At 58.7% G+C, this 22,605-nt stretch carries 19 protein-coding genes and 4 pseudogenes; 12 read left to right on the top strand and 11 right to left on the bottom strand.

The window, feature by feature from the left end:
- The 3 genes and pseudogenes from FQ320_RS26700 to FQ320_RS23785 form a co-directional block, all read left to right on the top strand.
- The coding region (locus tag FQ320_RS26700) for a transposase (RefSeq protein ID WP_255509701.1) at positions 1–310 on the top strand (310 nt) is incomplete at its 5' end.
- Positions 311–414: 104 nt separating this feature from the next.
- A pseudogene (locus FQ320_RS23780) lies at positions 415–540 on the top strand (IS6 family transposase); the annotation flags it as partial.
- A gap of 65 nt (positions 541–605) precedes the next feature.
- Entirely contained in the window at positions 606–887 is a 282-nt protein-coding gene (locus FQ320_RS23785) for a hypothetical protein (protein ID WP_148475769.1), read from the top strand.
- 518 nt (positions 888–1,405) lie between these two features.
- Here the strand turns inward: FQ320_RS23785 and FQ320_RS23790 are convergent.
- On the bottom strand, positions 1,406–2,920 hold the full coding sequence (locus FQ320_RS23790; protein WP_148475770.1) for a malonyl-CoA synthase: 1,515 nt from the start codon (positions 2,918–2,920) through the stop codon (positions 1,406–1,408).
- Positions 2,917–4,233 carry a malonyl-CoA decarboxylase gene (locus FQ320_RS23795; RefSeq protein ID WP_148475771.1) on the bottom strand — a complete coding sequence of 439 codons (1,317 nt, stop codon included), beginning with the start codon at positions 4,231–4,233 and terminating at the stop codon, positions 2,917–2,919. Before FQ320_RS23795 ends, FQ320_RS23790 begins: the two co-directional genes overlap by 4 nt.
- A 569-nt stretch (positions 4,234–4,802) precedes the next feature.
- Here FQ320_RS23795 and FQ320_RS23800 point away from each other — a divergent pair.
- Together FQ320_RS23800 and FQ320_RS23805 are read left to right on the top strand one after the other, a co-directional pair.
- Complete coding sequence (locus FQ320_RS23800) at positions 4,803–5,687, top strand: fumarylacetoacetate hydrolase family protein (protein ID WP_148475772.1); 885 nt, start codon at positions 4,803–4,805, stop codon at positions 5,685–5,687.
- 15 nt (positions 5,688–5,702) lie between these two features.
- Positions 5,703–5,933: pseudogene (locus FQ320_RS23805) on the top strand (hydroxyquinol 1,2-dioxygenase); the annotation flags it as partial.
- 3 nt (positions 5,934–5,936) lie between these two features.
- On the opposite strand, the gene FQ320_RS23810 reads toward FQ320_RS23805, so the two are convergent.
- The 3 genes from FQ320_RS23810 to FQ320_RS23825 form a co-directional block, all read right to left on the bottom strand.
- Entirely contained in the window at positions 5,937–6,632 is a 696-nt protein-coding gene (locus FQ320_RS23810; RefSeq protein ID WP_148475774.1) for a GntR family transcriptional regulator, read from the bottom strand.
- Between the two features lie 481 nt (positions 6,633–7,113).
- Positions 7,114–7,869 (bottom strand): glutathione S-transferase family protein, encoded by a 756-nt coding sequence (locus FQ320_RS23820; protein WP_148475776.1) that lies wholly within the window; start codon positions 7,867–7,869, stop codon positions 7,114–7,116.
- Positions 7,870–7,878: 9 nt separating this feature from the next.
- Positions 7,879–8,427 (bottom strand): cupin domain-containing protein, encoded by a 549-nt coding sequence (locus FQ320_RS23825; protein ID WP_255509704.1) that lies wholly within the window; start codon positions 8,425–8,427, stop codon positions 7,879–7,881.
- Positions 8,428–8,592: 165 nt separating this feature from the next.
- Between FQ320_RS23825 and FQ320_RS23830 the strand changes: the two genes are divergently transcribed.
- The 4 genes from FQ320_RS23830 to FQ320_RS23845 all read left to right on the top strand — a co-directional run bounded on the left by FQ320_RS23830 (position 8,593) and on the right by FQ320_RS23845 (position 14,076).
- Positions 8,593–9,522 (top strand): TAXI family TRAP transporter solute-binding subunit, encoded by a 930-nt coding sequence (locus FQ320_RS23830; RefSeq protein ID WP_148475777.1) that lies wholly within the window; start codon positions 8,593–8,595, stop codon positions 9,520–9,522.
- A 72-nt stretch (positions 9,523–9,594) separates the two neighbouring features.
- Positions 9,595–11,502: a TRAP transporter fused permease subunit gene (locus tag FQ320_RS23835; protein ID WP_148475778.1), complete on the top strand. Its 1,908-nt coding sequence runs from the start codon at positions 9,595–9,597 to the stop codon at positions 11,500–11,502.
- Entirely contained in the window at positions 11,499–12,257 is a 759-nt protein-coding gene (locus FQ320_RS23840; protein ID WP_148475779.1) for a sulfite exporter TauE/SafE family protein, read from the top strand. Before FQ320_RS23835 ends, FQ320_RS23840 begins: the two co-directional genes overlap by 4 nt.
- Before the next feature lie 476 nt (positions 12,258–12,733).
- Positions 12,734–14,076 (top strand): IS3 family transposase gene (locus FQ320_RS23845; protein ID WP_148475780.1). Its coding sequence is split into 2 segments (ribosomal slippage): positions 12,734–13,061 and positions 13,061–14,076, totalling 1,344 coding nucleotides; the frame shifts between segments, so codons are not numbered across the junction.
- A 35-nt stretch (positions 14,077–14,111) separates the two neighbouring features.
- Here FQ320_RS23845 and FQ320_RS23850 read toward each other — a convergent pair.
- Positions 14,112–14,381 carry a metal-sensitive transcriptional regulator gene (locus FQ320_RS23850; RefSeq protein ID WP_148475781.1) on the bottom strand — a complete coding sequence of 90 codons (270 nt, stop codon included), beginning with the start codon at positions 14,379–14,381 and terminating at the stop codon, positions 14,112–14,114.
- A gap of 127 nt (positions 14,382–14,508) precedes the next feature.
- Here FQ320_RS23850 and FQ320_RS23855 point away from each other — a divergent pair.
- Both FQ320_RS23855 and FQ320_RS23860 read left to right on the top strand, forming a co-directional pair.
- Positions 14,509–14,994 (top strand): annotated as a pseudogene (locus FQ320_RS23855) (DUF305 domain-containing protein).
- A gap of 28 nt (positions 14,995–15,022) precedes the next feature.
- Entirely contained in the window at positions 15,023–15,838 is an 816-nt protein-coding gene (locus FQ320_RS23860; RefSeq protein WP_148475782.1) for a MauE/DoxX family redox-associated membrane protein, read from the top strand.
- 106 nt (positions 15,839–15,944) lie between these two features.
- On the opposite strand, the gene FQ320_RS25920 is transcribed toward FQ320_RS23860, so the two are convergent.
- The 4 genes from FQ320_RS25920 to FQ320_RS23875 all read right to left on the bottom strand — a co-directional run bounded on the left by FQ320_RS25920 (position 15,945) and on the right by FQ320_RS23875 (position 19,946).
- Positions 15,945–16,082 carry a hypothetical protein gene (locus FQ320_RS25920; RefSeq protein WP_187394059.1) on the bottom strand — a complete coding sequence of 46 codons (138 nt, stop codon included), beginning with the start codon at positions 16,080–16,082 and terminating at the stop codon, positions 15,945–15,947.
- A gap of 822 nt (positions 16,083–16,904) precedes the next feature.
- Entirely contained in the window at positions 16,905–17,360 is a 456-nt protein-coding gene (locus tag FQ320_RS23865; RefSeq protein ID WP_255509705.1) for a hypothetical protein, read from the bottom strand.
- 71 nt (positions 17,361–17,431) lie between these two features.
- Positions 17,432–18,355, bottom strand: coding sequence for a TniB family NTP-binding protein (locus FQ320_RS23870; RefSeq protein WP_255509706.1), 924 nt, complete (start codon positions 18,353–18,355; stop codon positions 17,432–17,434).
- A complete protein-coding gene (locus tag FQ320_RS23875; RefSeq protein ID WP_148475784.1) occupies positions 18,303–19,946 on the bottom strand; it encodes a Mu transposase C-terminal domain-containing protein in 1,644 nt (547 codons plus the stop codon). Before FQ320_RS23875 ends, FQ320_RS23870 begins: the two co-directional genes overlap by 53 nt.
- Before the next feature lie 117 nt (positions 19,947–20,063).
- Here FQ320_RS23875 and FQ320_RS23880 point away from each other — a divergent pair, with 117 nt between their 5' ends.
- A complete protein-coding gene (locus FQ320_RS23880; RefSeq protein WP_148475785.1) occupies positions 20,064–21,122 on the top strand; it encodes a tyrosine-type recombinase/integrase in 1,059 nt (352 codons plus the stop codon).
- Between the two features lie 202 nt (positions 21,123–21,324).
- Here the strand turns inward: FQ320_RS23880 and FQ320_RS23885 are convergent.
- Positions 21,325–22,508: pseudogene (locus FQ320_RS23885) on the bottom strand (DNA-binding protein); the annotation flags it as partial.
- Positions 22,509–22,605 lie beyond the last annotated feature (97 nt).

Consider the following 22,605-nt stretch of genomic DNA (forward strand, 5'->3'; position numbering starts at 1 on the left):
CGGCTTGGCGCAGGATCGCAAGGATCTGGGGTTCGCTATATCTGGTCATCTTCATTCAAAATCTCCTCGTTCATCTTGTCGAGAAAATTCTACTTTTGCAGCCCCTTACTTTTGGGGGGGATTACCCTTCAATGGCAAGCTCCGGGCCGAGTGTCTGAACACCCATTGGTTCATGGGGCTTGAAGATACGGCTAAAAAGTTGGAGGCTTGGCGTAGAGACTACAACGAAGAACGACCGCACAGCGCAATCGGGAACAAAGTCCCGGCAGCGCTGATGAAATTACCAGACGCATCCGGCCCGTCTGTGTGATCATAGTGCGGAAAATCTAGCCTCAGGCGGGGACACTTTGGGTAGCACAGCATCAAAACCAAGGACTCTCGTTATGACCGAGGGACGACCGGGGGGCAGGTCAGTTCAAAGCCTTCCATTCCGCTGCTGCCACGGTCGCCGGGATCGAGACCGCACACATGATCCGGAAAGGACAGTTCTGTGGCAAGGGGCTAACCGGCGCACAGCAGTTTGCGGCGCTTGCGGCATAACTGTGTCCGAAGCAAATCTCCTTTCGGCATCACAGAAAGTTTGCGACACAACCTGGGAAGAATGGTTGGCGTTTTTTCTGGATGACGTGCTCCAGACGGCCAGCCAGGCCTTTGAGGCCGCAACGCAGATTGTCGCGCTGTTCAAGGCAGATCGGGACCGGATTACCGCCGACAGTGATCGCGCGGGATCCTCCCAGCGAGTCCACGAGTGGCTGCAGTCCAACCCTTTCGTTACCTCGAACCAATGGTTGGGTATTGTGACCGAAGTAACACGCAAACGCCGGAACCGGGTGTTCAGCTACCAGAGCTACCCGGACATTCTGAGCGAGGGCACGGCACCGGTTTAGGGTGTTGCGCTCTACACCTTCCGGGCTGGCTTCCGCCTTTTACCGAGCCTGCGTCATGTGGCAATCGCCTTGCAAACGTCCTTCTGCATTTCTTCAGTGCGTTGAGCGACAGCGCCTCGTGATCGTAATCAGCCAAGCGGAGCCTCGTGTCCTGAGTGTTCCGGTATCGATATCCTGTCGCAGCATGGCGCCGCAGCTTCCGTAGAAGGAGTGCATATGCCGAGGGTTGGATGATCAGCATTTGCGGCTGTTGTCGGGTGCTGGACTTGGGTTCAGGCAAATCCGACCGGCAAGATGAAAGGGTCGGGCATGGGCTCCCCCGCCTCTCTGTCCCCGAAGTCAGCGCTCGGAAGTTGCCATACATCGAGATTTTTCAGAACACCGGCGGGCCGTCGATCGTGGCGGCCTGCGCCGGGGGTTGCAGGGTCAGACAGGCCAGCGCGGCCACGGTCAGCGGTTTCAGGGTCTTGTTCATCTTTTCCTCCTCAAAAGATTGGTGTGTGTCAGCGGCGGACCTTTCAACCCGGTGGTTCTCCCGGCGCCGCATAGGTCTGGCGCAGGATGTTTTTTTGCACCTTGCCCATCGCGTTGCGCGGCAGATCGTCCACGACCACAATCCGGCGTGGATGTTTGAACCGGGCCAGATGCGGCGTGATGCCCGCCAGCAAGGCGGCTGGGTCAAGGGGGCAGCCCGGTTCCGGCACCACCACACCGATCGTCGCCTCGCCAAAGTCGGCATCTGCCACACCAAAGACCGCGGATTCCGCGACCCCCGGAAGCGCGTCCAGCAGCACCTCTATTTCCTTGGGATAGATGTTGTAGCCACCCGAAATGATCAGATCCTTCTGACGCCCGACGATCATCAGATACCCGTCCGGATCGATCTGCCCCAGATCACCGGTGATGAAAAACCCGTTGGCCCGCAGCTCTGCTGCGGTCTTTTCCGGCATTCGCCAATAGCCGTGAAACACATTGGGGCCGCGCACCTCGATCATCCCCGTCTGGCCCTGCGGCAACTCTGCACCGGTGTCGGAATCGGTGATGCGCAATTCGGTCCCTGGCAAAGCAAAGCCAACCGTGCCGGGCCGACGTTCGCCGTCACAGGGGTTGGATGCGTTCATGTTAGTTTCGGTCATGCCGTAGCGTTCCAGGATACGGTGGCCGGTGCGGTCCTCGAATTGCGTATGGGTGTCGGCCAGCAGCGGTGCGCTGCCGGACACGAATAGCCGCATGTGCGAAGTGGCGTCGCGGTTAAAGCCGGGTTTGGCTAACAGCCGGGTATAGAATGTCGGCACCCCCATCAGCACCGTCGCGCAGGGCAGGTCCCGCAACAGGTTTTCAACATTGAAACCCGTATGAAACAGCATGGCGGCGCCGGACAGCGCCAACACGTTGACCGCCACGAACAGCCCATGCGTGTGAAAGATCGGCAGGGCATGCAGCAGCACGTCATCGGCGTTGAACTGCCACAGATCGGCCAGCGCCTGTGCATTGCTTAACAGGTTCGCGTGGGTCAGCATCGCGCCCTTGGACCGCCCCGTCGTGCCAGAGGTATAAAGGATCGCCGCCAGATCATCGGCGGCGCAGTCCATGACAGTGTGGGTGCCCTGCATCCCGGCGGCGGCATCGGTCAGGCTGCCGCTGCCGTCGGCGTTCAGCGTGTGCAGGGCGGCCCCGTTCAGGATATCCGCCATCGCCGTGGCCTGACGTTCATCGCAGATCACCAGACCCGGATCCGCATCGCCGATGAAATACGACAGTTCGCTGGTGGTATAGGCCGTGTTCAGCGGCAACAGGACCAGACCGCTGCGCAGGCAGGCGGCATAGACCGCCAGCGCGACGGGCGACTTGGCGACCTGCAACGCCACCCGGTCGCCCTTGATCAGGCCCAACCCTGCAAAGACTTGCGCCAGCCGGGCGGACAGGGACACGAACGTGCCATAGCTCAGCGTCGCGGCCCCGTCGGGCATCAGGAACGGGGCATTGCTGTCTGCGTGACGGCCAAACAGGGGATCAAACAGAACGTTGCTCATCGGGTGGCCTTGTGTGTCAGGGTGCGCGGGGTTTTCAGTAGCGTGGAAATCATCCGCGAAGTGGCGACGGTGCCGGTCGTGGTGAAGTCTTCGATGTTGCGGTCGATTCGAGCCGGGTCGTACAGATAGTTGACCATCACCCCATAAGACGCGCGCTGCCCGTTGGCCGACCGGTCGCCGCAGGCATGCACGTTGTGAACGATGGCCCCATTACCCAGATGAAACCGCGCCACGGCATTCATCGGATCGCCCTTGGCGCGGCGTTCATGGACAAGGTAATGCGCGATATAGCGCCGCAAGGGTTCGCTCGCCTTGTCATCCCCCTGCCCTGTCTTGTTCAGCGCCGCGCACAGACTGTCGGCCTCGGGGGTCGACTGGTCCGCCAGCACCCCGTCGATCCAGTCACGAAAGCCGGGGATCGGTGACAACGTGACGAAGGTCTTCAGTTGTGGCAGGCTGGCGGACAGATCATCGACCACATGTTTGATCAGAGCGTTTCCGAACGAAATGCCGCGCAGCCCCGCCTGGCAGTTCGAGATCGAGTAGAACACAGCCGTATCCATCCGATCCGTCGGCGTCGCGTCGCGGTCATCGGCCAGCACGGACTGGATATCGCCGGGAATGCCGCTGGTCAGCGCGACCTCGACAAAAATCAACGGTTCCTCCGGCATGCTGGGATGGAAATAGGCAAAGCACTGACGATCCTCGGGCAGGAGGCGAAGGCGCAGCGCGTCCCAGCTGTCGATGGCATGAACCGCTTCGTAGGCGATGATCTTTTCCAGGATATTCGCCGGACTGTTCCAGTTGATCCGTCGCAGCACCAGAAAGCCGGGATTGAACCAGGATGCGAACAAATGCGCAAAATCGAGATCGATGCGCGCCAGCGCGGCGTCCTCACGGATCGCGTCGAACAGATCGCAACGCATGGCGACCAAATCGGCCGTCGCACCGGGCAAGCGGTTCAGGCGCCGCAAGATTTCCTGCCGCCGCGGTTCGGCCTGTACGGTCAACGCGGCCAGATCGCGGGCAGAGCGGGTGTTGGCATAGCGTTGCGCCAGCGTCGCGACGGCATCCGGGTCGATGTCGAAATCATTCGCTAGACAACGAAAGAACTGCATCCGTGCATCCGTGTCCAGATGCCGGTACTTGTGCAGGATCGATCGCACCATGGTGTTGGCAGACACGTCGCCGATATTCGACAGCAGCACCTTGCATAGCTCTTCGATCGGGCGCGCATCCCGCGTCGCTGCGGTCTGCTGCGTCCGGTTAGTGATCGTCGCCAGAAGATCGGTCAGAAAACTGGATTGCAGCATGGGGATCATCCCTTGGGGTCAGGGTGTCAGCCCACCACACGTGGGCCTGATTCCGATCAAGCTATATCGATTAAAAATAACTTAACAATAAAAAATCGATAATATGTGACAGATCAAGCTGACCGAGAGGTCACGCCAGCGATGCCCGACCCGTCGACAAACCAATGGAAACATTAATACTTCCTTCGTTTGCGGGCCTGCGCGCTGTGCTTCGGGACAGCCTCGGCCAAGGCGCGCGCCACTCCCATGTTCTTGGCGTGTTAGATGATCATCCGGGTCCCCTGCATATTGTCGCCTGTGTGTTCGACACCGGGCCTGCCAGAACCAGCTGCCCGGACAGCTCCAACTCGCGTTGACAGGCAAGGTGCGAGGACGGTTTCGGGCGTACCAACCCGCGTTGTGATAACAACAAACAGTTCCAGCGCCAGTGCGCCCCGGCCCCGCGCTTCAGCTCTGTAATCTGCCCACTTGGGCATCGGATGCTTCTTTCATAAAAATAAAATCGATATTAATTGACAACTGATAACATTATCGACAAGGATATGGAAAACACTGCGAAGGACATTGTTATGAAACTCATGGTCGGCACATTCTCCGGCAGTACTGCTGTGTATTTGGTCAACGACGCCAAAGCGCTGAACCTGACCGCCGCGATGCCAGAGGTCGGCACCGATCTGATGGGGCTGATCGCCAATCCTGCCTTGGCCGACCGGCTGCGCAAGGGCGAAGTTACGGGGCCGACCGTGGACGTCGACAGCATCACGCCCGCCCTGCCCGTCGCCAATCCCGGCAAGGTCATGTGCCTTGGACTGAACTATGTCGAACACGTCAAGGAAGGCGGCTATGACCTTGGCGACTATCCCGCGATCTTCATGCGCACACGCAATTCTATCATGGCGGCAGGCGAACCAATGGTGCGCCCGCGTTGTTCGGAAAAGTTGGATTACGAGGCCGAGCTGATGATCGTAATCGGCAAGGGTGGCCGCTATATTACCGAGGCCGACGCGCTTACCCACGTTTTCGGCTACACCGTGTTCAACGATGGTTCGCTGCGTGATTATCAGCGCAAGACGCACCAATGGACCCCGGGCAAAAACTTTGACAACACCGGTGCCATCGGGCCGGTTGTCATCACCCCCGACGACCTGCCTGTCGGCGCTGCCGGCCTCAAGATCGAAAGCCGCGTCGGCGATGAACTCCTACAAAGTTCCAACACCGCGAACATGATCTGGTCGGTCGCGCAAACCATCGCGATTATGTCAGAATTCACCACACTGGAACCCGGCGACCTGATCGCCATGGGCACACCACCGGGCGTGGGCCATGCGAAAAAGCCGAACCCGCGCTGGCTCAAGCCTGGTGAGACGGTCGAGATCGAGATCGAACGCATCGGCATTTGCGCCAGTCCCATCGTGGACGAAGCCGACGTCGCAACCCAGACGGCCGCCCAGTGACGCAGGCGCCCGTCGCACCTGCATTTCATCATCAAGGCACCCGACTTTCGCGATCTGGTGACCGAGGTCTTTCCCGCCGATGATCCCTATCTGGATCAGGATACCGTCTTTGGCGTGCGCCCTGATCTGATCATGACCTATCGGCCACAGCCTGCGTGCAGCTTTCCGGACGGATTCGCGCTGTCGGACAAGGTCGATGGCCCCTATGCCCGCGTCGATTTCGATTTCACGCTGGTGCGCGGCTGACCGTCAGCTTTCTGACACCAGACCGGACTGGCGCAGGAATGCGCCGGTCTTCTGGTAATGGTGCAGCAGGCATTCGGACGCGGTATTCACGTCCCGCTTGATCGCCGCCGCCAGAATTCCCGCATGTTCATCACCGACGTGCCGTCTTTTGTAATTTAGTGATCGTCCGGCCAGGTAACGATACCGCACGTTGAGATCGTAAAGCTGGCTGCAGAATTTTTGCAGGATCGGTGAATCGCAATTCGCCAGCAACGCCATGTGGAACGCCTTGTGCAGATCCTCATAGGTTTCGGATGTTTTCGAGTTTTCGCGCGACATCCGGTGCAGGCTCAGGACCAGCTGTTCTTCCCAGCTGTCGGTGGCATTCGTGATGCTTTGACGCAGGGCCATGTCTTCCAGAGCGCAGCGCAGTTTCAGAATTTCGTCGAAATTGCGCTGGCTGGCGGGGGCAGCGCGAAACCCGCGCTGGTCGATCCGTTCGACCAGCTGGTCCGAGGTCAGTAGGCTCAGCGCCTCGCGGACCGGTGACGCGCCCGTGTTCAGGCGCGCTTTCAGCACATCGATCTTCAGTTTTTCACCCGGCCGCAAGTCCCCAACTAGGATCATCCGGCGGATCGCATTATACGCCCCCTGCGTCGCCGACGTGGCTGGCGTCGGGGTGGATTGGGAAGCTGCATCTGGGATATTATTTATTAGCATAGGTCGTAAATATCGACTTTCTGGTAAAGATCAAATCGCAAGCCTCGCAAAAGGCATTAGGGCGGTACGTGAATACCATTTCTGTTTGTCCGGATCGGTATCGCGCCGGGTGATGCCGTCCACCAGCACGAACATGATCACACAAGGCTCCGTCCCCTTGTTCGACTAAGCGTGGTTGGTTCTCCCCTGCATGACGACATCGTCCGCCTTCAGATGCACGTGGCTTAGAGCTGCGCCCATGCCGGCGACACCACTCAGCCGTCGGTATCCCGGCCTCCTGCTCCTTGATCGTCCCGATTATCCGCGCCTCCGTTAAACGGCGTTTCCTCATTCGTCTGCTCCTTCGCGATTGGGACAGTCTCTACTTCAGAATGAGGGATTTCACGGGGGGCAGATCAGGGGGCACCAAAGCCATCAATAGAGTCCAACCGAACCGTTCTCCGCGAATAGCCTACTCCTTGTAAGGCGCAGGTCTGTTAATTTAATTCTTGATCAGGTCGCTGATCGCATGAGTTTCCGAAAGGCGAGCACCTTTATACATCGCCACATCGTAGCTGGGCCGCGCCTTGAGCTGTGCAAACCAAACCCCGACCAGCGGGAATTCTTCGGCCCAAATATCGCTCATGCCCAAATCATCAATCCGGTCGATCAGTGGCGCGGCCACGACATCGGCAAGGCTAAAGTCCTGCCCCGCCAGCCACGGCCCGTTTTCCAGTGCGCGCTGCATACGTCCGCAGGTCAGCTTCATCTGGTCGATGCTTTCCTGCACCGCGTCAGAGCCGAAGCCGTCCTTAGACATCTTGAGGTAGAAATGCTTGCGCAGCGGGCGCGGGCCAGCTTGCTGATCGGCAAACTCTTCGTTGGTCAGCCCATCAAAGCGGTTTAGAAACGCCTTGTTGAAGGATGGCACTCGCACGGCGTAGGTTGGCACCTCTTCTAAAAACCGCATCCAAGCGCGCACACGGGCACGGGCGACGGGATCTTTGGGCACCAAAGGATGATCCGCGAAGACTTCGTCGATGTATTCCACAATAACGCTGCTGTCGGTGATCGACGCATCGTCGTGCACCAGCGTCGGCACGACGCCGTTCGGATTGATCGCAAGGTATTCCGGCGTCAGATGCGCCTTGTTCGCCAGATCGACGATAACGCTTTCATATTCCAATCCTTTTTCCGCCAGCGCGAGGCGCACCTTTTGACTGCAAGTTGAATGGTGGGCGTGATACAGTTTTAGCATAGGTGCCTCCTACCAGCGGTCGATATCGCCGTCCGCGTCCATCAGGACGAAGGCGATAATACAGGTTTCATCGAACTTATTGGACCAAGCGTGGTTATTGCCGCGTTGGACCAATACATCCCCCGCTTCCAGCACGAGGTCGTCTTCTTCCTCGTCCATCATCATCACGATCTTGCCCTTTACGACGACGGCGTAGTCGATGCTGTCGGTACGGTGCATGAAGGGGTGGCGCTGGTTGTCTTTGATGCGATCTGCCGCGCCCATTTCGGCAAAGGCGGCGCGCCCATCAAGGGTCTTGATGACCTCGGGGTCCTCTGGCTCGAATTCCACAAACCGAAAGACAGTGCCGCTTTTTGGCGGCTTCAGGACAAGCGGGCCGTCTAGCGTTTCGTCCGGGCCGTCAAAGCGCGGCTGGCCTTCGGTCTTCCAGAAATTTGTTAGCGTAACGCCGGGCCGGTTCGGTCGGCTAAGCGAGTTGGTCGCGATGTCGTCCGAGACGACGATCGCTTTGCCATTTGCATCATGTCCGGTGACGATGCGCCTGATTCCTTTGGTCACTTTGATCCTCCCTTGGCTGCATGAACTTTGTCGGGACGGTACAAACCGATCCACTAAATGTCGATGATTATTTATTGTGATCTTAAAATCGATATTTTTATTTGACCGAGCACACCGCTGGAGCATAGGCTGACCCAAGATCAAAATATAATCTGGGAGGGTTCTATGATTGACTTCACAACTTTCGCGCGCGGCGCGGCGCTAAGCCTTGTGCTGGCGGCGTCCCCGCTTGCTGCACAAGAAGAACTGCGTATGGGCACGGCCAGTCTTGGCGGTGCATTCTATCCGGTCGGTCAGGCTGCAGCAAACCTAGTCAACAAATACGCCGAAGGCTACACTATGGTCCCCGTCGTCACCGCTGGCGGCACGGAAAATCCGCGCCTGATTGGCAATGGAGAGGTCGATTTCGCCATCGGCAATGCCAATACGTCGTTCTTTGCGCATGAAGGCCAAGCGCCTTACGCCGATCCCATCGCCATCGCGTCCATTGGCACCTTGCACAACTCTGTTCTGCACATAGTCACCCTTGCTGGATCGGACATCATGTCGATCGCTGACCTGAAGGGCAAGCGCGTCGCTGTCGGCCCTGCCGGCGGTGGTACGCTGAACCTGCTGGGCGACGTGATGGCGCTAAGCGGTGTCAGCTTTGGCGATATCACACCCAGCTTTGTGTCTTATTCCGATGGCTTCAGCCAGCTGTCCGATGGCGCAGTCGATGTGGCCGTCGCATTGTCTGGCTATCCGGCTGGTGCTGTCATTCAGACCAGCACAACTGCCGATATCGCCTTTGTCGACATCGGGTCCGAGGGGCTGGCTGAGATTGTCAAAGAGCACCCTTACTATTCCATCGTTGAAGTCCCAGCAGACGCCTATAGCACCGACGCGTCGCTGACGTTGCTGGGCACCAAGAACATCCTGATTACGCAAGCCGACGCGGATGAAGAGAAGGTCTATCAGGTCACCAAGGCGATCTATGACCATCTGGAAGAGTTCGCTGCTGAAAATGCCAACGCTTTGCAGATCGTCCCAGAAGACGCCTACGGCATCGCGGTGCCGCTCCACCCCGGCGCAAAGCGCTACTTCGACGAGCGTTAACCTCGCCGCCCTGCCCCGCCTGCCCATCTGTGCGGCGGGGCATGCCCCAATCTTTCAATAGGACCGTTCGCCATGAAGAACGCTTTGCCGGCCCTCAAACTCACGACCCGCTGGATGGCGATTGGACTGGGTCTTTGGCACCTCTATGTCGTGTCCGGTTTCGCGTCCTATTCGACGCTGGAAGTCCGGATCACCCACCTTACCGTGATGCTGGTGCTGATCTTTGCCGTCCTCGCGCAGCGCCGGCTGGAAGATGCGCTAGAAGCCGATACGCAGCCCAGCCGCTTGCGCTTCATGTTCGACCTGTGCTTTGCCGCCCTCGCGGCAGGCAGCGGTTACTATCTGTTCTCACGCTGGCTCGATATTGCGATGTCCGGCGGGATAACCACATCGACCGATGCGACAGTGGGCATGCTGGTCATCGCGCTTGTGATGATCGCGGTTGTGCGCCGCATCGGCTGGTTTCTGGCCGGAATCATCATCGTCTTTCTGGCCTATCCGCTGATCTCTCCTTGGTTGCCCGGCGTGTTTACATCGCGCGGCTATTCGGCGACGCGGATTGCAGAGTTCATGACTACCTCGTCCGAAGGGATCTATGGCATCCCATTGGGCGTGTCGGCGACGTTCATCATCATGTTTTCTATCTTTGGGTCGTTTCTGAATGTGTTCGGCGCGGGCGATTTCTTTTTCCAGATCTCCAGCCGCTTGACCAAAGGCACCAAGGCCGCATCGGCGAAAACCGCCGTCATTTTTTCGACCCTGCTGGGCATGATCTCTGGCTCTGCCGCCGGAAACGTCGCCGTCACTGGAACCATGACGATCACGATGATGAAGCGCGAAGGCTACCAGCCGCACCAAGCCGCCGCGATCGAAGCCGTCGTATCCACCGGCGGTCAGATCATGCCGCCCGTCATGGGGGCGGCGGCCTTTATCATGGCAGAGATCATCGGCGTGCCCTATTCCAGCATCATGCTGGCCGCGCTGATTCCGGCGATCTTGTTTTTCACCTCGATCTTTTTCATGGTGCATCTGCAGGGTGAAAGCCTTGGCATCGACCCCGCCCCGAGGACCGAGGCAGAGGCGCCTCTGATATCGATCCTGCTGCCCGGATTGCGTTTCATGGTGCCATTTTTCTTGCTGGTCGGGATGATGGTCACGGGCTACTCGCCGTTCAAATCGTCTTTTACTGCGCTGGGTGTCTTGCTGTCAGGCTGCGTCCTGTTCGAGCTGAAAAACCTGCGCGGGTTCTGGGGCAAATGCTGTGATGCGCTAGAATCCGGCACCAAATCCGTCATGTCCATTGCGGTCGCCTGCGCCGGGGCAGGGTTGATCGCGGGCATTTTGGCGATGACCGGGCTGGGGTCCAAAGTTTCTGGCTTGATCATCACCGCATCGGCTGGCGTGCCGCTGATTGCGCTGATCCTGACGATGTTCGTGTCGATCGTTCTGGGCATGGGATTGCCAACGACGGCGGCCTATCTAATCCTTGCAACCGTCGTCGCTCCCGCGTTGGTCGAAATGGGTGTGCCAGTTCTGACCGCACATCTATTCGTCTTCTTCTACGGCTGCATTTCCACCATCACGCCGCCTGTGGCCTTAGCATCCTATGTCGCGGCGGGCATCGCGGGGTCCGACATCAATAAGACCAGCTGGACCGCTTTTGCTTACGGCATCACCAGCTACATCTTGCCGTTCATGTTCTTCTTTGGCCCCGCCCTATTGATGCAAGGCACCGCGCCTGAAATCGTGGTCGCCGTCGTGACAGGCTTGCTAAGTGTGTTCTGCTTTTCGGTCGCCGTCGTGGGGTATTTCATGCGCAAGCTGAAAATCGGCATGCGCGCCGTCTTTGCGCTAACTGGCCTCGTAATGATGTATCAGTCCTGGCTGTCCGACGCTGTCGGCATCGCGATCTTTGCGGGCCTTGTCCTGCTGCTGCGCGCAGGCATTGCCGCCCGCAAAACCGGGCCTATCGCCAATTGAGTAGTGCAATTTCCCTGACGGATCCCTACGCTATTGCCGCCGTCGCCATTGCCATGACGCTGGGCGGTATCCTGAAAGGTGCGACCGGCGCAGGCTTGCCTGTAATCGCAGTACCCGTATTGGCGACAATCTATGACGTCCGCGTCGCTGTCGCGGTCATGGTGCTGCCCAACCTGATATCTAACCTACGACAGGTCTGGAAATTCCGCAAAGCGCCGCACGATCCAGTCTTTGTTCGTACCATTGCGGTGACCGGCGCCATCGGCGCAGGTGTCGGCACCGTGGCGCTGGCGTGGTTGCATCCAATCTATGTGCAGCTGGTGATGATCGTAATCATCACAGTCTACATCGCCCTGCGCCTTGCCCGGCTTAAAATGCTGGTCCCTATGACCCTTGCCCGCCGCATGGTTGGTCCGGTAGGGTTGATCGGCGGCATGTTGCAGGGTGCCGTCGGGATCTCGGCACCTGCGGCAGTCACCTTCTTAAACGCAATTCGATTAGAACGAGCAACTTTTATCTTCACCGTCTCGGCGTTCTTTGCCGCGATGTGCGTCGTTCAACTGCCGCTGCAAATTGGCTACAACATCATGACGGCGAACACAGCGCTGCTGGGGCTATTCGCACTGTTACCGCTTACCATCGCACTACCAGTTGGAGAATGGATCGGCAAAAAGTTCAGCGCGCAGTTATTCGACATAGCTATTTTAGTTTTTCTAACCGCGCTGGCGGTCAAACTGCTGTTCGACGTGGTTTAACGCGCACTTCAAGCCGCTTGAGCCAACGGCCATCTCTTTCGCATGACGGCGACGGCAATGGACAGTACTTACGTTGATACTGAGGTGCTCCCATCCTTTGGACAGTAGATGAAGCTTTTTCAAGCTATATTCGTCGCGGTTTGACACCGGCAGAACTATGCTCTCACCCTGATCCATCAGGGCGGCCCAGACCGAAAAGCCACAGTTTCAGGCGTTTCTACACGTCCGGAGGTGACCCAGCCCGGTAGCTTGGGTAGGTTCCCAAGGTCTTCAGAGGGTTCTGTCGCAAACTTTTAGCCCCTTCCCCTTCGCTGCTGGTTTTGCGACACGATGACAAAGCAGTGGGGTGTTGTCAGTGGCGGTTGATTTCAAAGGAAGCCACTATCCTAGTGTCTGACGTCAGCGCCAATGGGTCCAAATAGGGTCATTTGCTAAGAGAGGGTTTGTTGCTCATCGTAGCCACCGAGGAGTGGACGATGAGAAAGACAACGAAAAGCCCTGGCGAGAAGATCGTCAAGGATATCAAGCGCGCGACGCGCAAGCATTATTCATCGGAAGAGAAGATCAGGATCGTGTTGGATGGCCTGCGTGGCGAAGACAGCATTGCTGAGCTGTGCCGCCGTGAGGGGATATCACAGGGCATCTATTACAAATGGTCAAAGGACTTCATGGAGGCCGGCAAGCGGCGTCTGGCAGGCGATACGGCTCGTGCCGCAAACACTGACGAGGTGAAGGACCTTCGCCGCGAAGCCCGTGACCTGAAGGAAGTTGTGGCGGAACAAACGCTGGAACTTCGCTTGCTTAAAAAAAGCATGCTGGGAGATGGGGGCGACCACGAATGAGGTATCCGGCATCTGAAAAGTTAGAGATCATTCGGCTGGTCGAGGAAAGTCACCTGTCAGCGCGCCTGACGCTGGCCAAATTGGGCATCCCCCGCACCACGTTCTATCGTTGGTACGATCGGTACCTGCAGCGCGGTGAGGCCGGATTGCAGGATCAATCTCCCAAGCCAAAACACGTTTGGAACCGCGTGCCCGATGACGTGAAGCGCAAAGTCGTCGACTTCGCCTTGACAGAGACAGAGCTGTCGCCCCGCGAGCTGGCAGTGACGTTTACAGATCAAGAGCGCTATTTTGTCTCTGAATCTACTGTGTATCGCGTGCTCAAGGCGCATGACCTGATTACCAGCCCGGCGTTCATCGTGCTCAAGGCCGCGAGTGAATTCAAAGACAAGACGACAGCCATCAACCAGCTTTGGCAAACTGACTTCACATACATCAAGGTCCTCGGCTGGGGCTGGTTTTACCTCAGCACGGTTCTCGACGACTACAGCCGCTACATCGTCTCTTGGAAGCTCTGCACCAACATGCGGGCCCAGGATGTAACAGACACATTGGACCTCGCATTACAGGCGTCTGGCTGCGATCAGGTCCATGTCGTCCATAAGCCACGTCTGCTCAGTGATAATGGATCCAGCTATGTCTCAGGCGACTTGGCAGAATGGTTGAAAGACAAGGGCATGAAGCACTCGCGCGGTGCGCCGTATCATCCCCAAACGCAGGGCAAGATTGAGCGGTGGCACCAGACATTGAAGAACCGCATCTTGCTGGAAAACTACTTCCTGCCGGGTGACCTCGAAGCGCAAATCGAAGCCTTCGTCGATCATTACAATCATCAGCGTTACCACGAGGGCCTGAACAACGTCACACCCGCCGACGTCTACTTCGGCCGTGACAAAGCCATTCTACAGCAAAGGGAAAGGATCAAACGAAAGACACTCGAAGCGCGACGCTTGCATCACCGACTGCACGCCGCATAATCAAACCAACCAGATGAGCCAAACTCTCTCTTAGTTTAGGCCGCCATTGGTCCCAAAAACCCTGACGACGGACACTTTTCACGCTGCTCTTTAGGATCGCCGCTGCTGATAGCGTCCTCGACGCAGTGATGGACGTGGTTCTCCAGCACCATGCGATCCACCCCCTTCAGGGCGGACCGGACGGCGGCAGTCTGGGGCAGAATGTCCACGCAATAGCGATCTTCCTCAACCATGCGAGCGATGCCACGCACCTGACCTTCCAGTCGGGCGAGCCGATCAAGAGTGCGCTGCTTGTCCTGCTTCATGTCGTCTCCTTGGAACCCATTCGCCTCAGCTGCGTTTATTATACCTATAGGGGGTATATGCGGCTTTGAAAGGAAAGGTTCACCCATTATGGCCGTAAAAACGAACAATCACGCAAACGGTGGCGATATGGGGTATGGCCGGTTCCTCGCGATGATCATGACCTCGACCGTTGTGATGTTCAGATTAATGTATCTGAACACCTATGCCCTTGATCATGTATTCTTCTCGCCGACACGGATGTGGATGGCACTCTACATGGGCGGGGTCATGGCGATCATCATGCTCGCCTTCATGCTGGGCATGTATTCGAACCGCAAAGCCAACCTTGCGATCTTTGCGGGTGCGGCTCTGGCGTTCGCGATAGGGGTCTGACAGGTTCGCACACAGGCCACGGTGGGCGACGTGGCGTGGATGAAGGCGATGATCCCGCACCATTCCATCGCGATCCTCACCAGCGAACGGGCCAACATTTCGGACCCGCGGGTGCGCGCGCTGGCCGATGCAATCATCGACGCCCAACGCGCCGAGATCGCGGAAATGAAGATTTACATCGTGGACATCGAAGCCAATGGCGATGCGCCGGCGAGCACCGAGCGCGACGAACAATACTGACCGACATTCGATGAAGGGATAAACCGCCATGAATGCAACTGAAACCATCGACGGCCCGGACACTGCCCGCGCCAAGAGCCAAGGCGCTGAAAAGCGCGCCTCGCTCTATCGCATGGCGATGCCGGGGCATCTTTGCCCCTTCGGCCTCAAGTCCAAATCCATGCTGGAACGCAAGGGCTACATCGTCGACGACAACCTGCTGACCACCCGCGATGAGGTTGAGGCATTCAAGAATGCGCATCGCGTCGAGACGACCCCGATCGCGTTCATTGGTGGCGAGCAGATCGGCGGCTACACCGATCTGAAAAAGCACTTCGGCTACCCTGTTCTGGGCGAGGACGACACGACCTATACCCCGATCATCGCGATCTTCGGAGCAACCGGGCTGATGGCGCTGGCGGTGATCCTGAACCTCTACAACGGTTTTCCCGTCCTGACGTTTCTCAAGTGGTTCTTCGCCATCTCGATGGTCGTGCTGGCAATTCAGAAGCTTCAGGACGTCGAAAGCTTCGTGAACGGCTTTCTCGGCTATGATCTGCTGGCCCGGCGCTATGTGCCCTACGGCTATGCCTATCCGTTCCTCGAACTCTACGCGGGCGTCGGGATGATGGCCCTGATCGGCACCGGCAGCGCGCTGATCTGGCTTGTTGCCCCCGTCGGCATCTTCATCGGCACCATCGGCGCGGTTAGCGTCATCAAGGCCGTTTACATCGACAAGCGTGATCTGAAGTGTGCCTGCATCGGCGGCGGATCAAACGTCCCGCTGGGCGTGATTTCGCTGTCAGAAAACCTCATCATGGCGGGCATGGGCTTGTGGATGCTGGGGATCTGGTTTGCGGCCTGACGATCGCGGTCCGGGATAAACCGGAGTCGCTCGACAAAAGGAGCTCCCTCGCCGTTACCAGGAACTGCCGCCAGCTTCTTTCGATCGCAGGGCCGGTTACCGCCGCTTACCGGCTCTGCGCGACACCTGAGATCAGGGCGGCGGCGTCGGCGGGGATGCCCTTTCCGGTATCGGTCGTGACGTGAACCGGATTGCCGAGGCGCTGATGGCGTCGATGCGCCAGATTTCCAGCGACATTACCCATGATCCATCAGGGCGGCCCAGACCGAAAAGCCACAGTTTCAGGCGTTTCTACACGTCCGGAGGTGACCCAGCCCGGTAGCTTGGACAGGTTCCCAAGGTCGTCAGAGAGAGCAGGTGGCTGATATGCCACGACACTAATCACTCACGGCGCTTTCGTTCACAATTTATTGATTAAACCGCCCTGCCTTGCGCGCCTATTCCATGTCCTATAATCTTGCCTTATCGGACATAGCGGGCGGTTGCTTGCGTGCATGAACTGTCGGTTTAGTTTCAAAGGTGTCGGAACGCCGGAATAACTGAGATTCAAACACATCCTTGAAGAATTGGCCGGGGTTCATGAGATCCACCACCTGTGTTTGTGAGACTGGACGTACCAGAGTTTATGAGACTGGCGACGTCTGTTGGTTTTTTCGGCGATGACACGTTCTCTCTCGTCACGTTTCAGCACGCCAGAGCCGGGCTGAGATACGTCGCCATAGCGACAGAGGCCATGCCTTTAGCACATCCCTCAGCCTGTCCTGCCCATCTGCGTCGCTGGCGAACAAAACCTCGATCGTCGGAGCGACAGGATCTTCATCAATGCGGCCGATGCCAGCGGCCAACGCAAAACTCTGCAGCAGCGATCCCTGTGCCAAGGCGTGCAGGCCTGGGCGCACCGGCTTGGTTAAGACGGGTGCGATTTGACCGTATTCAGGTACAACGACGGCCAAGGCCTGCCGAATAATCGGCGTGGACAGAAACGCTTGGTAGTCACGCCGATCTCCCAATGACATCCGGGGTTGCTCTGAAACGTTTGGTGGCGACGCCCGGCGATGCCGCGTCGTTAGAAAGAGCAACATTCGATCGGCGCAAAGGCCCCCTGCCCTTCTCCTCGGGCCCAAGAGTTCAAAAGATCAGCGCCAGTTTTGGCATGTAAGTGCAGCGCGTCGAACCGCGCTGACCCCAAGAGGTCGGCTAGGGTGGCACCGCCAAAGTCGTGTAAATCCGTGCCGTCTATGGCACAGCAAAACGCCCACGGAAGAGCCGCGGCCTTGCGGTGAACATCAGCTGGGCAATCCCGGCAACAATGCCGGTTTTTCCGCGCGATCATAATTCGCGCGTCCGGCACAAATTCATTGTAGGCCATCGCCTGCAACGCCACCTCTGAGACCCCGGTTCTGGCCGCAATCAAAGCCCCCTCCCCTTCCGAAAGGCGCCATTCCAAATCAAACACATCCCGCTGAGGAAGACCGAGTTCGCCAAGAAACTCCGGTACCGTCATGGCATAGAAAGTGGCCATTCGTGCCAGCCACGACGACAGCCGCTCGTCTGCTTCAGGTAGCAAAACGACTGGCAGGCAGACCCGCCCCGTCACACAGGTTCTCCGAGAACCATCTGCAGCTTGCCGGTGCTGGAGAAATCGCCTGGCATGAGCCGTTCCTCACCGCTTTCAATGGCGGCGATCGCCAACTGCGACATCACCGAAAAGATACCGGAGGTAATGCCGCCGGTGACGCTCAGGATACGCGTCAGTGTTTTCTCATCAATCTGGCTTTCGCGCCGGAGCGGTAGAGTCCGTTGAAGCGTGCTAATCAACCCGGTGACATCCTCCCCTTCTCGCCAAGGCGGCAGAGCGAAAGCCTCAAAACGGCGTAACAGCTGATCATCGGTACGCAGCGCGTTGCGGGCCTGTGCGGTGCCTACACAGACCAGTGAAACACGCAGCTCATTGCCCAGAAAGCGCAACAAGTTCAGGAACCGAGCCTGTTCGCGGATCGTACCGGCCTGCAGGCTGTGGATCTCATCGATCACCAGTAGCCCAGGGCGCAGCTCGGACAGAAGCCGCAGGGCCAGGCTTTCGAGCACAGCGAGCGTGGCGCGTGGCGGCTCAGGGGCACCAATGGCCGCAAGAATACGACGGTAGAAGCGGCTCTCGTCCGGCCCCGAGACCATCTGCACCACGACGACCGGCATATAGAGCCGCCCGGTGGTCTCATCAAAGTTGGCGGGGTGATCGCGAGTGAATTTTTCGATGATCATCGTCTTGCCCATGCCGCTTTCACCGACAATGAGCAGGTTTGGCATTCTGGCCCGTTCTGGGAACGACATCAGCGTTTCGAGTTTCACCAGAGCCGCCTCTGCCCGTGGATAGGATATCCAGCGATCGGCGCGGATGCGGTGAATACGCTCTTCGGCGCTGAGAGCAGCCAGTTGGCGGGCCGCAGGATACAGGTGAGGAAACTCAGTCATCATACCACTCCTCGACAGCGAAACCTGGATGATCCAGTAGCGCATTTCCTTTCTTTTCCGGTGCGGGTAGGGTTTTTGCCGCTTCTGAAACCGGCGTCACATCAATCATCGGAGCTTGTGCCAGATGTGAACGCCGCGCTTGATGGCGTCGCATCGCCTTGGTCTGGCGTTCAGCGCTGTCCACAAGATCACGCTGTGCCAAAATGGTAGAGAAAATAAGCTCTTCATCCACCGCTCGGCGTCCGGCTTCGCGCAAAGCCCGCCGCGCTGCCCGGTGTTCCCAGAGCGTAATCGCTGGCCGTGTCAGATCGGCAGGCCGGGCCTCGATGATCCCATCCTCGGTCAGCACGAAGATCCGCGAGAGGTCACGAGGGTCGTATTTCAACGTGAACTTGCGGCTTTCGTTGCCCATCAGCCAGCGCAGCTCGTCTGACCAGTATCGGATATGGAAAAGGTGCAGCCCGTCGCGCTGCAGCACGCGTTGCTCAGACGGCAGGAAATCGACCAAAAACTGCCTCGGATCGGCGGGCATGCGCAGCCCAGCCTCATCCACCCCAGCCGCCCATACCGCGATCGGGGTTGTGTCGAGCGCCCGGTGTGCTCGCGCGTGATAGGAGCCGGTGATTTCCAGCGCCAGCCAGGTCTCGAGCTCCCTGAGCGTCATCACCGCCTCGGCTTCGGCGTCGAGATCGCCGCGCTCGAAGATGTTCGAGAAATGCGACCCAGGCAGCAAATGCACCGTCCCCATCATCGTGCCGATCAGCCGTTCGATATGGCTGCCATAGCGCGGCGTTCCGGGTGGGCGATGCTGCAGATCGATCTGGTACTCGGAACAGGCGATCTTGAAGGCGCGGGCATGAAATTCCGCGCCATTGTCCACATGAATCATCTTGGGAATGCCCCGCGCGGGCCACTCCGTGCCGACCCCACGCGCTGCGAGCCAGTGGGATTTGTCCATTACCGCATGGGTCAGGCAGAGCGCCACGGCCAAAAGTGACGGCGGCTCCAACGACAGATGAAACCCCAGAACCATGCGGGTATGCACGTCGATCGCAACCGTCAGGGTAGGCCTCCCTAAGGGGCGACGGCTCACGGGATCGACCACGGTGACATCAGCCTTGGTGTGATCAATCTGGACGATATCCAGCGGGTGATCCACAGTGAGGGTGCCGGGGGTGGCCAGATGGCGGCGTTCGGCTTTGCCCTTGCCCTCCCTCTTGGCCATAAGCTTGGCCTGATCGTGTCGCTCCAACCAGCGTCCCAGACGCCGGATTGACGGCGGGGCGAGCCCTTGAACTCTGCAATCGGCTGCGACCTCTCGCCAGAACCGCGTCTTGGTCGGTTTGCGCCGGGTGGCGTAGAAGCTTTTGAACAGGCACGCGACGATCGCCTCCACATCCGGGTCCAGCGGCAGCATACCGCGCTTCGGCCCTCTTGGACCGGGCAACAAGGCTGAGGTGCGGCCGTCATCACGGAACTTCTTGAGCCAGCGAAACAAGGTCGCGCGGCTGACATCGAGTTCGCACATCGCTTGCTCAACGTCGGCTGGGTTGAGTTGCTCAGGCAATTCCGCAAGAATTTGCGCACGGCGCTCTGCCGCGTTCCAATCCTTGTCAGCTACAAAATTATCGGACATAACGTGTTCAACGCGCGGATGCTGGATAGTCTCAGAAATGGCGACTCAAATCGCCTCCAGTCTCACATACCCTGAATCGGTCACAGAAATGCGACATGGTCAAGCTATTGAAAACAAATGGAACCCAGTCTCAAAAACCCCGGCAATCCGACACCCTCCGACAGCGCCCCGATCGCCCTGCCTGCCCATGTTGCCGGATCGGGCAATCTCGACCGGCTGGTCGACAGCGCCCGCGCCTATGCAGCCGACGCCACGGCCAAGGCAACCACAGGCGCCTATCGCGCCGACTGGGCGCATTTCACACGCTGGTGCCGCAAGCGCGGTGCCGAACCGCTGCCGCCTGCGCCGCAGATGATCGGTCTGTATATTGCCGATTGCGCGGCGCCCGATGACGGCACCCCTGCCCTTTCGGTTGCAACGATCGAGCGCCGCCTGGCCGGCCTGTCCTGGCATTTCCGTCAACGTGGCACACCGCTGGACCGCTCCGATCGCCATATCACTTCGGTACTGGCCGGCATCCGGCGCCGTCACGCCCGCCCCCCGGTTGGTAAAGAGGCGATCCTGGCCGAGGACATCAAGGCCATGGTCGCCAGCCTGCCCCATGACCTGCGCGGACTGCGTGACCGGGCGATCCTGCTGCTGGGCTTTGCCGGTGGATTGCGCCGCTCTGAGATCACCGGCCTCGACTTTGGCAAGGACGACACGCCGGACAGTCGCGGCTGGATCGAGATCCTCGACGCTGGCGCTTTGCTGACCCTGAACGGCAAGACCGGCTGGCGCGAAGTCGAGATCGGCCGCGGAACTGCGGCACAGAGCTGCCCGGTGCATGCACTGGAACGCTGGTTGAAATTCGCAAAGATCGATTTCGGCCCGGTGTTTATCCGCGTCTCGCCCGACGGCAGAGACGCCCTGCCCGCCCGCCTGTCGGACAAACACATCGCCCGGCTGGTCAAGCGGACGGTTCTGGCCGCCGGACTCCGCGCCGACCTGCCCGAAAAGGACCGCGTCGCCCTGTTCTCGGGCCACTCGTTGCGCGCCGGACTGGCCAGTTCCGCCGAAGCCGACGAACGCTACATCCAAAAGCACCTCGGCCACGCCAGCGCCGAAATGACCCGCCGCTATCAACGCCGTCGCGACAGATTCCGCGTGAACCTGACCAAGGCCGCAGGGTTATAGGCGTCTCGGTCCGAGGTTTGTGCTGGACGGCCATGCGACTTCAACAACTTCCGAGCAGTAAGAACTCGGCGCGTAATCTGGTTGAGAGCCGCCGAAACACCGAACTCTGTCGCAAACTGCGGTCGTTCGGTGAACTTCACCACCTTCCGGCGGGAACCCTACCGCTCGGACGAGAAATGCGTCTTGAGATAGGTCAGACGACGTGACGCACCTCCACAGCCTGCGCCACCGGGCTGTCCTTCAAATCGGCAGCCTTGCGCGGACATGTAGACTTGGCGCACCGAAGCCTCCAAGCAGCCCCCGGACGCACCCGGCGATTGGAGAGGATCGGTGACCAGCTTCATTAGGAGCAGCGTCAACGCGGCATCGGGAGAGCCCCCCCGACCCGCAGCGCCAGGGTCCGGTGCGCTGTCACTTCTGTGACCAGCCGCTCGGGCAATGCCTGCAACATCCCATCACCCTCGTCATCTGCCAGACCAACCCCAAAGGGCTGACCACCCGAAGTGATGATGGTCCCGACATTTCCATGAGCATCACCGCCATTGCCATCCGAGGCAGCCAGATCATCCCCCTGCCCCGCTGCGGCTGGATTGATACCATCCTGGACCGCGGTCCCTTCGTGCGGCTCATCCTCCGGACGCACGTAGCCCCGATAGAAAGCGAGTTCGCCGTAGCGGTCGAGCGTGACGAAAGCCCCTGCCCGCGCGATTTCAGCCTGCTCGAAGATCAGCGGACGGATCTCAAATTTCTCCATCGCCTGTTTCAATTTGCCGAGGTGAGTGTCGATCTCTTCGGGGAATTGATCCTGGCCAGCGTATTTCTCTTCCAGCGCCCGATACTCGATTAGCAGCTCGGCATGGGCCGCCCCCTCGTCATCCTTCATCGGCGCGATACCTCGATCCACTTCCCTCCGTCGACAGCAATTGCCTCAGCCTGTAGCCTTTCCGTCACCAAGCGATCAAGCAAAGCAGGGTCCTCGAGCCTTCCGCCGTCATCGCCTTGGAACATATTGTGCAGCATTGAGCCTCTCGCAGCTTGATAGGCGTCGACACCGACAAACACCGCACGACGGTCCGACGCCCGGACCGAGGTGTCGGTGAGCATGCGTCGGATCTAATTGGGTTCCTTTTTCAAGGACGAATTGATCACATCCCAAACCTGAGCCTGGCGATCTTGATCCTAGTCTACGGTGAACGCCATGAGCTGCTCCAGTGTTATGCCATCCTCGGCATAGACGTCGAGCAGGGCAGGGGCGACGGAGGCAAGTTTCAGGCGCTGCTTGACCACTTGCTGTGTAACGAAGAAGGCATCCACGATCTCCTCATCGCCTTGCCCCTTCTCGCGCAGCGCCACGAAGGGGTAATCCTCCCCAAAACTAAGGGGATGCGGAAGTAGAATTTTCTCAGCAAGATGACTGAGGAGATTCTGATGAAGATGACGAGATTTAGCGAACCACAGATCCTTGCGATCCTGCGCCAGGGCG

This window comes from Oceaniovalibus sp. ACAM 378 (assembly GCF_008085915.1).
GTDB lineage: Bacteria > Pseudomonadota > Alphaproteobacteria > Rhodobacterales > Rhodobacteraceae > Oceaniglobus.

What these genes read in the sequence shown, in the direction of transcription:
- FQ320_RS23800 (WP_148475772.1), top strand. Translation starts at nt 4,803, where the DNA reads ATGAAACTCATGGTCGGCACATTCTCCGGCAGTACTGCTGTGTATTTG.
- FQ320_RS23875 (WP_148475784.1), bottom strand. Translation starts at nt 19,946, where the DNA reads ATGTCCGATAATTTTGTAGCTGACAAGGATTGGAACGCGGCAGAGCGC.
- FQ320_RS23830 (WP_148475777.1), top strand. Translation starts at nt 8,593, where the DNA reads ATGATTGACTTCACAACTTTCGCGCGCGGCGCGGCGCTAAGCCTTGTG.
- FQ320_RS23870 (WP_255509706.1), bottom strand. Translation starts at nt 18,355, where the DNA reads ATGCGCTACTGGATCATCCAGGTTTCGCTGTCGAGGAGTGGTATGATG.
- FQ320_RS23860 (WP_148475782.1), top strand. Translation starts at nt 15,023, where the DNA reads ATGAATGCAACTGAAACCATCGACGGCCCGGACACTGCCCGCGCCAAG.
- FQ320_RS23880 (WP_148475785.1), top strand. Translation starts at nt 20,064, where the DNA reads ATGGAACCCAGTCTCAAAAACCCCGGCAATCCGACACCCTCCGACAGC.
- FQ320_RS23850 (WP_148475781.1), bottom strand. Translation starts at nt 14,381, where the DNA reads ATGAAGCAGGACAAGCAGCGCACTCTTGATCGGCTCGCCCGACTGGAA.
- FQ320_RS23865 (WP_255509705.1), bottom strand. Translation starts at nt 17,360, where the DNA reads ATGGCCACTTTCTATGCCATGACGGTACCGGAGTTTCTTGGCGAACTC.
- FQ320_RS23835 (WP_148475778.1), top strand. Translation starts at nt 9,595, where the DNA reads ATGAAGAACGCTTTGCCGGCCCTCAAACTCACGACCCGCTGGATGGCG.
- FQ320_RS23795 (WP_148475771.1), bottom strand. Translation starts at nt 4,233, where the DNA reads ATGCTGCAATCCAGTTTTCTGACCGATCTTCTGGCGACGATCACTAAC.
- FQ320_RS23790 (WP_148475770.1), bottom strand. Translation starts at nt 2,920, where the DNA reads ATGAGCAACGTTCTGTTTGATCCCCTGTTTGGCCGTCACGCAGACAGC.
- FQ320_RS23810 (WP_148475774.1), bottom strand. Translation starts at nt 6,632, where the DNA reads ATGCTAATAAATAATATCCCAGATGCAGCTTCCCAATCCACCCCGACG.
- FQ320_RS23820 (WP_148475776.1), bottom strand. Translation starts at nt 7,869, where the DNA reads ATGCTAAAACTGTATCACGCCCACCATTCAACTTGCAGTCAAAAGGTG.
- FQ320_RS25920 (WP_187394059.1), bottom strand. Translation starts at nt 16,082, where the DNA reads ATGGGTAATGTCGCTGGAAATCTGGCGCATCGACGCCATCAGCGCCTC.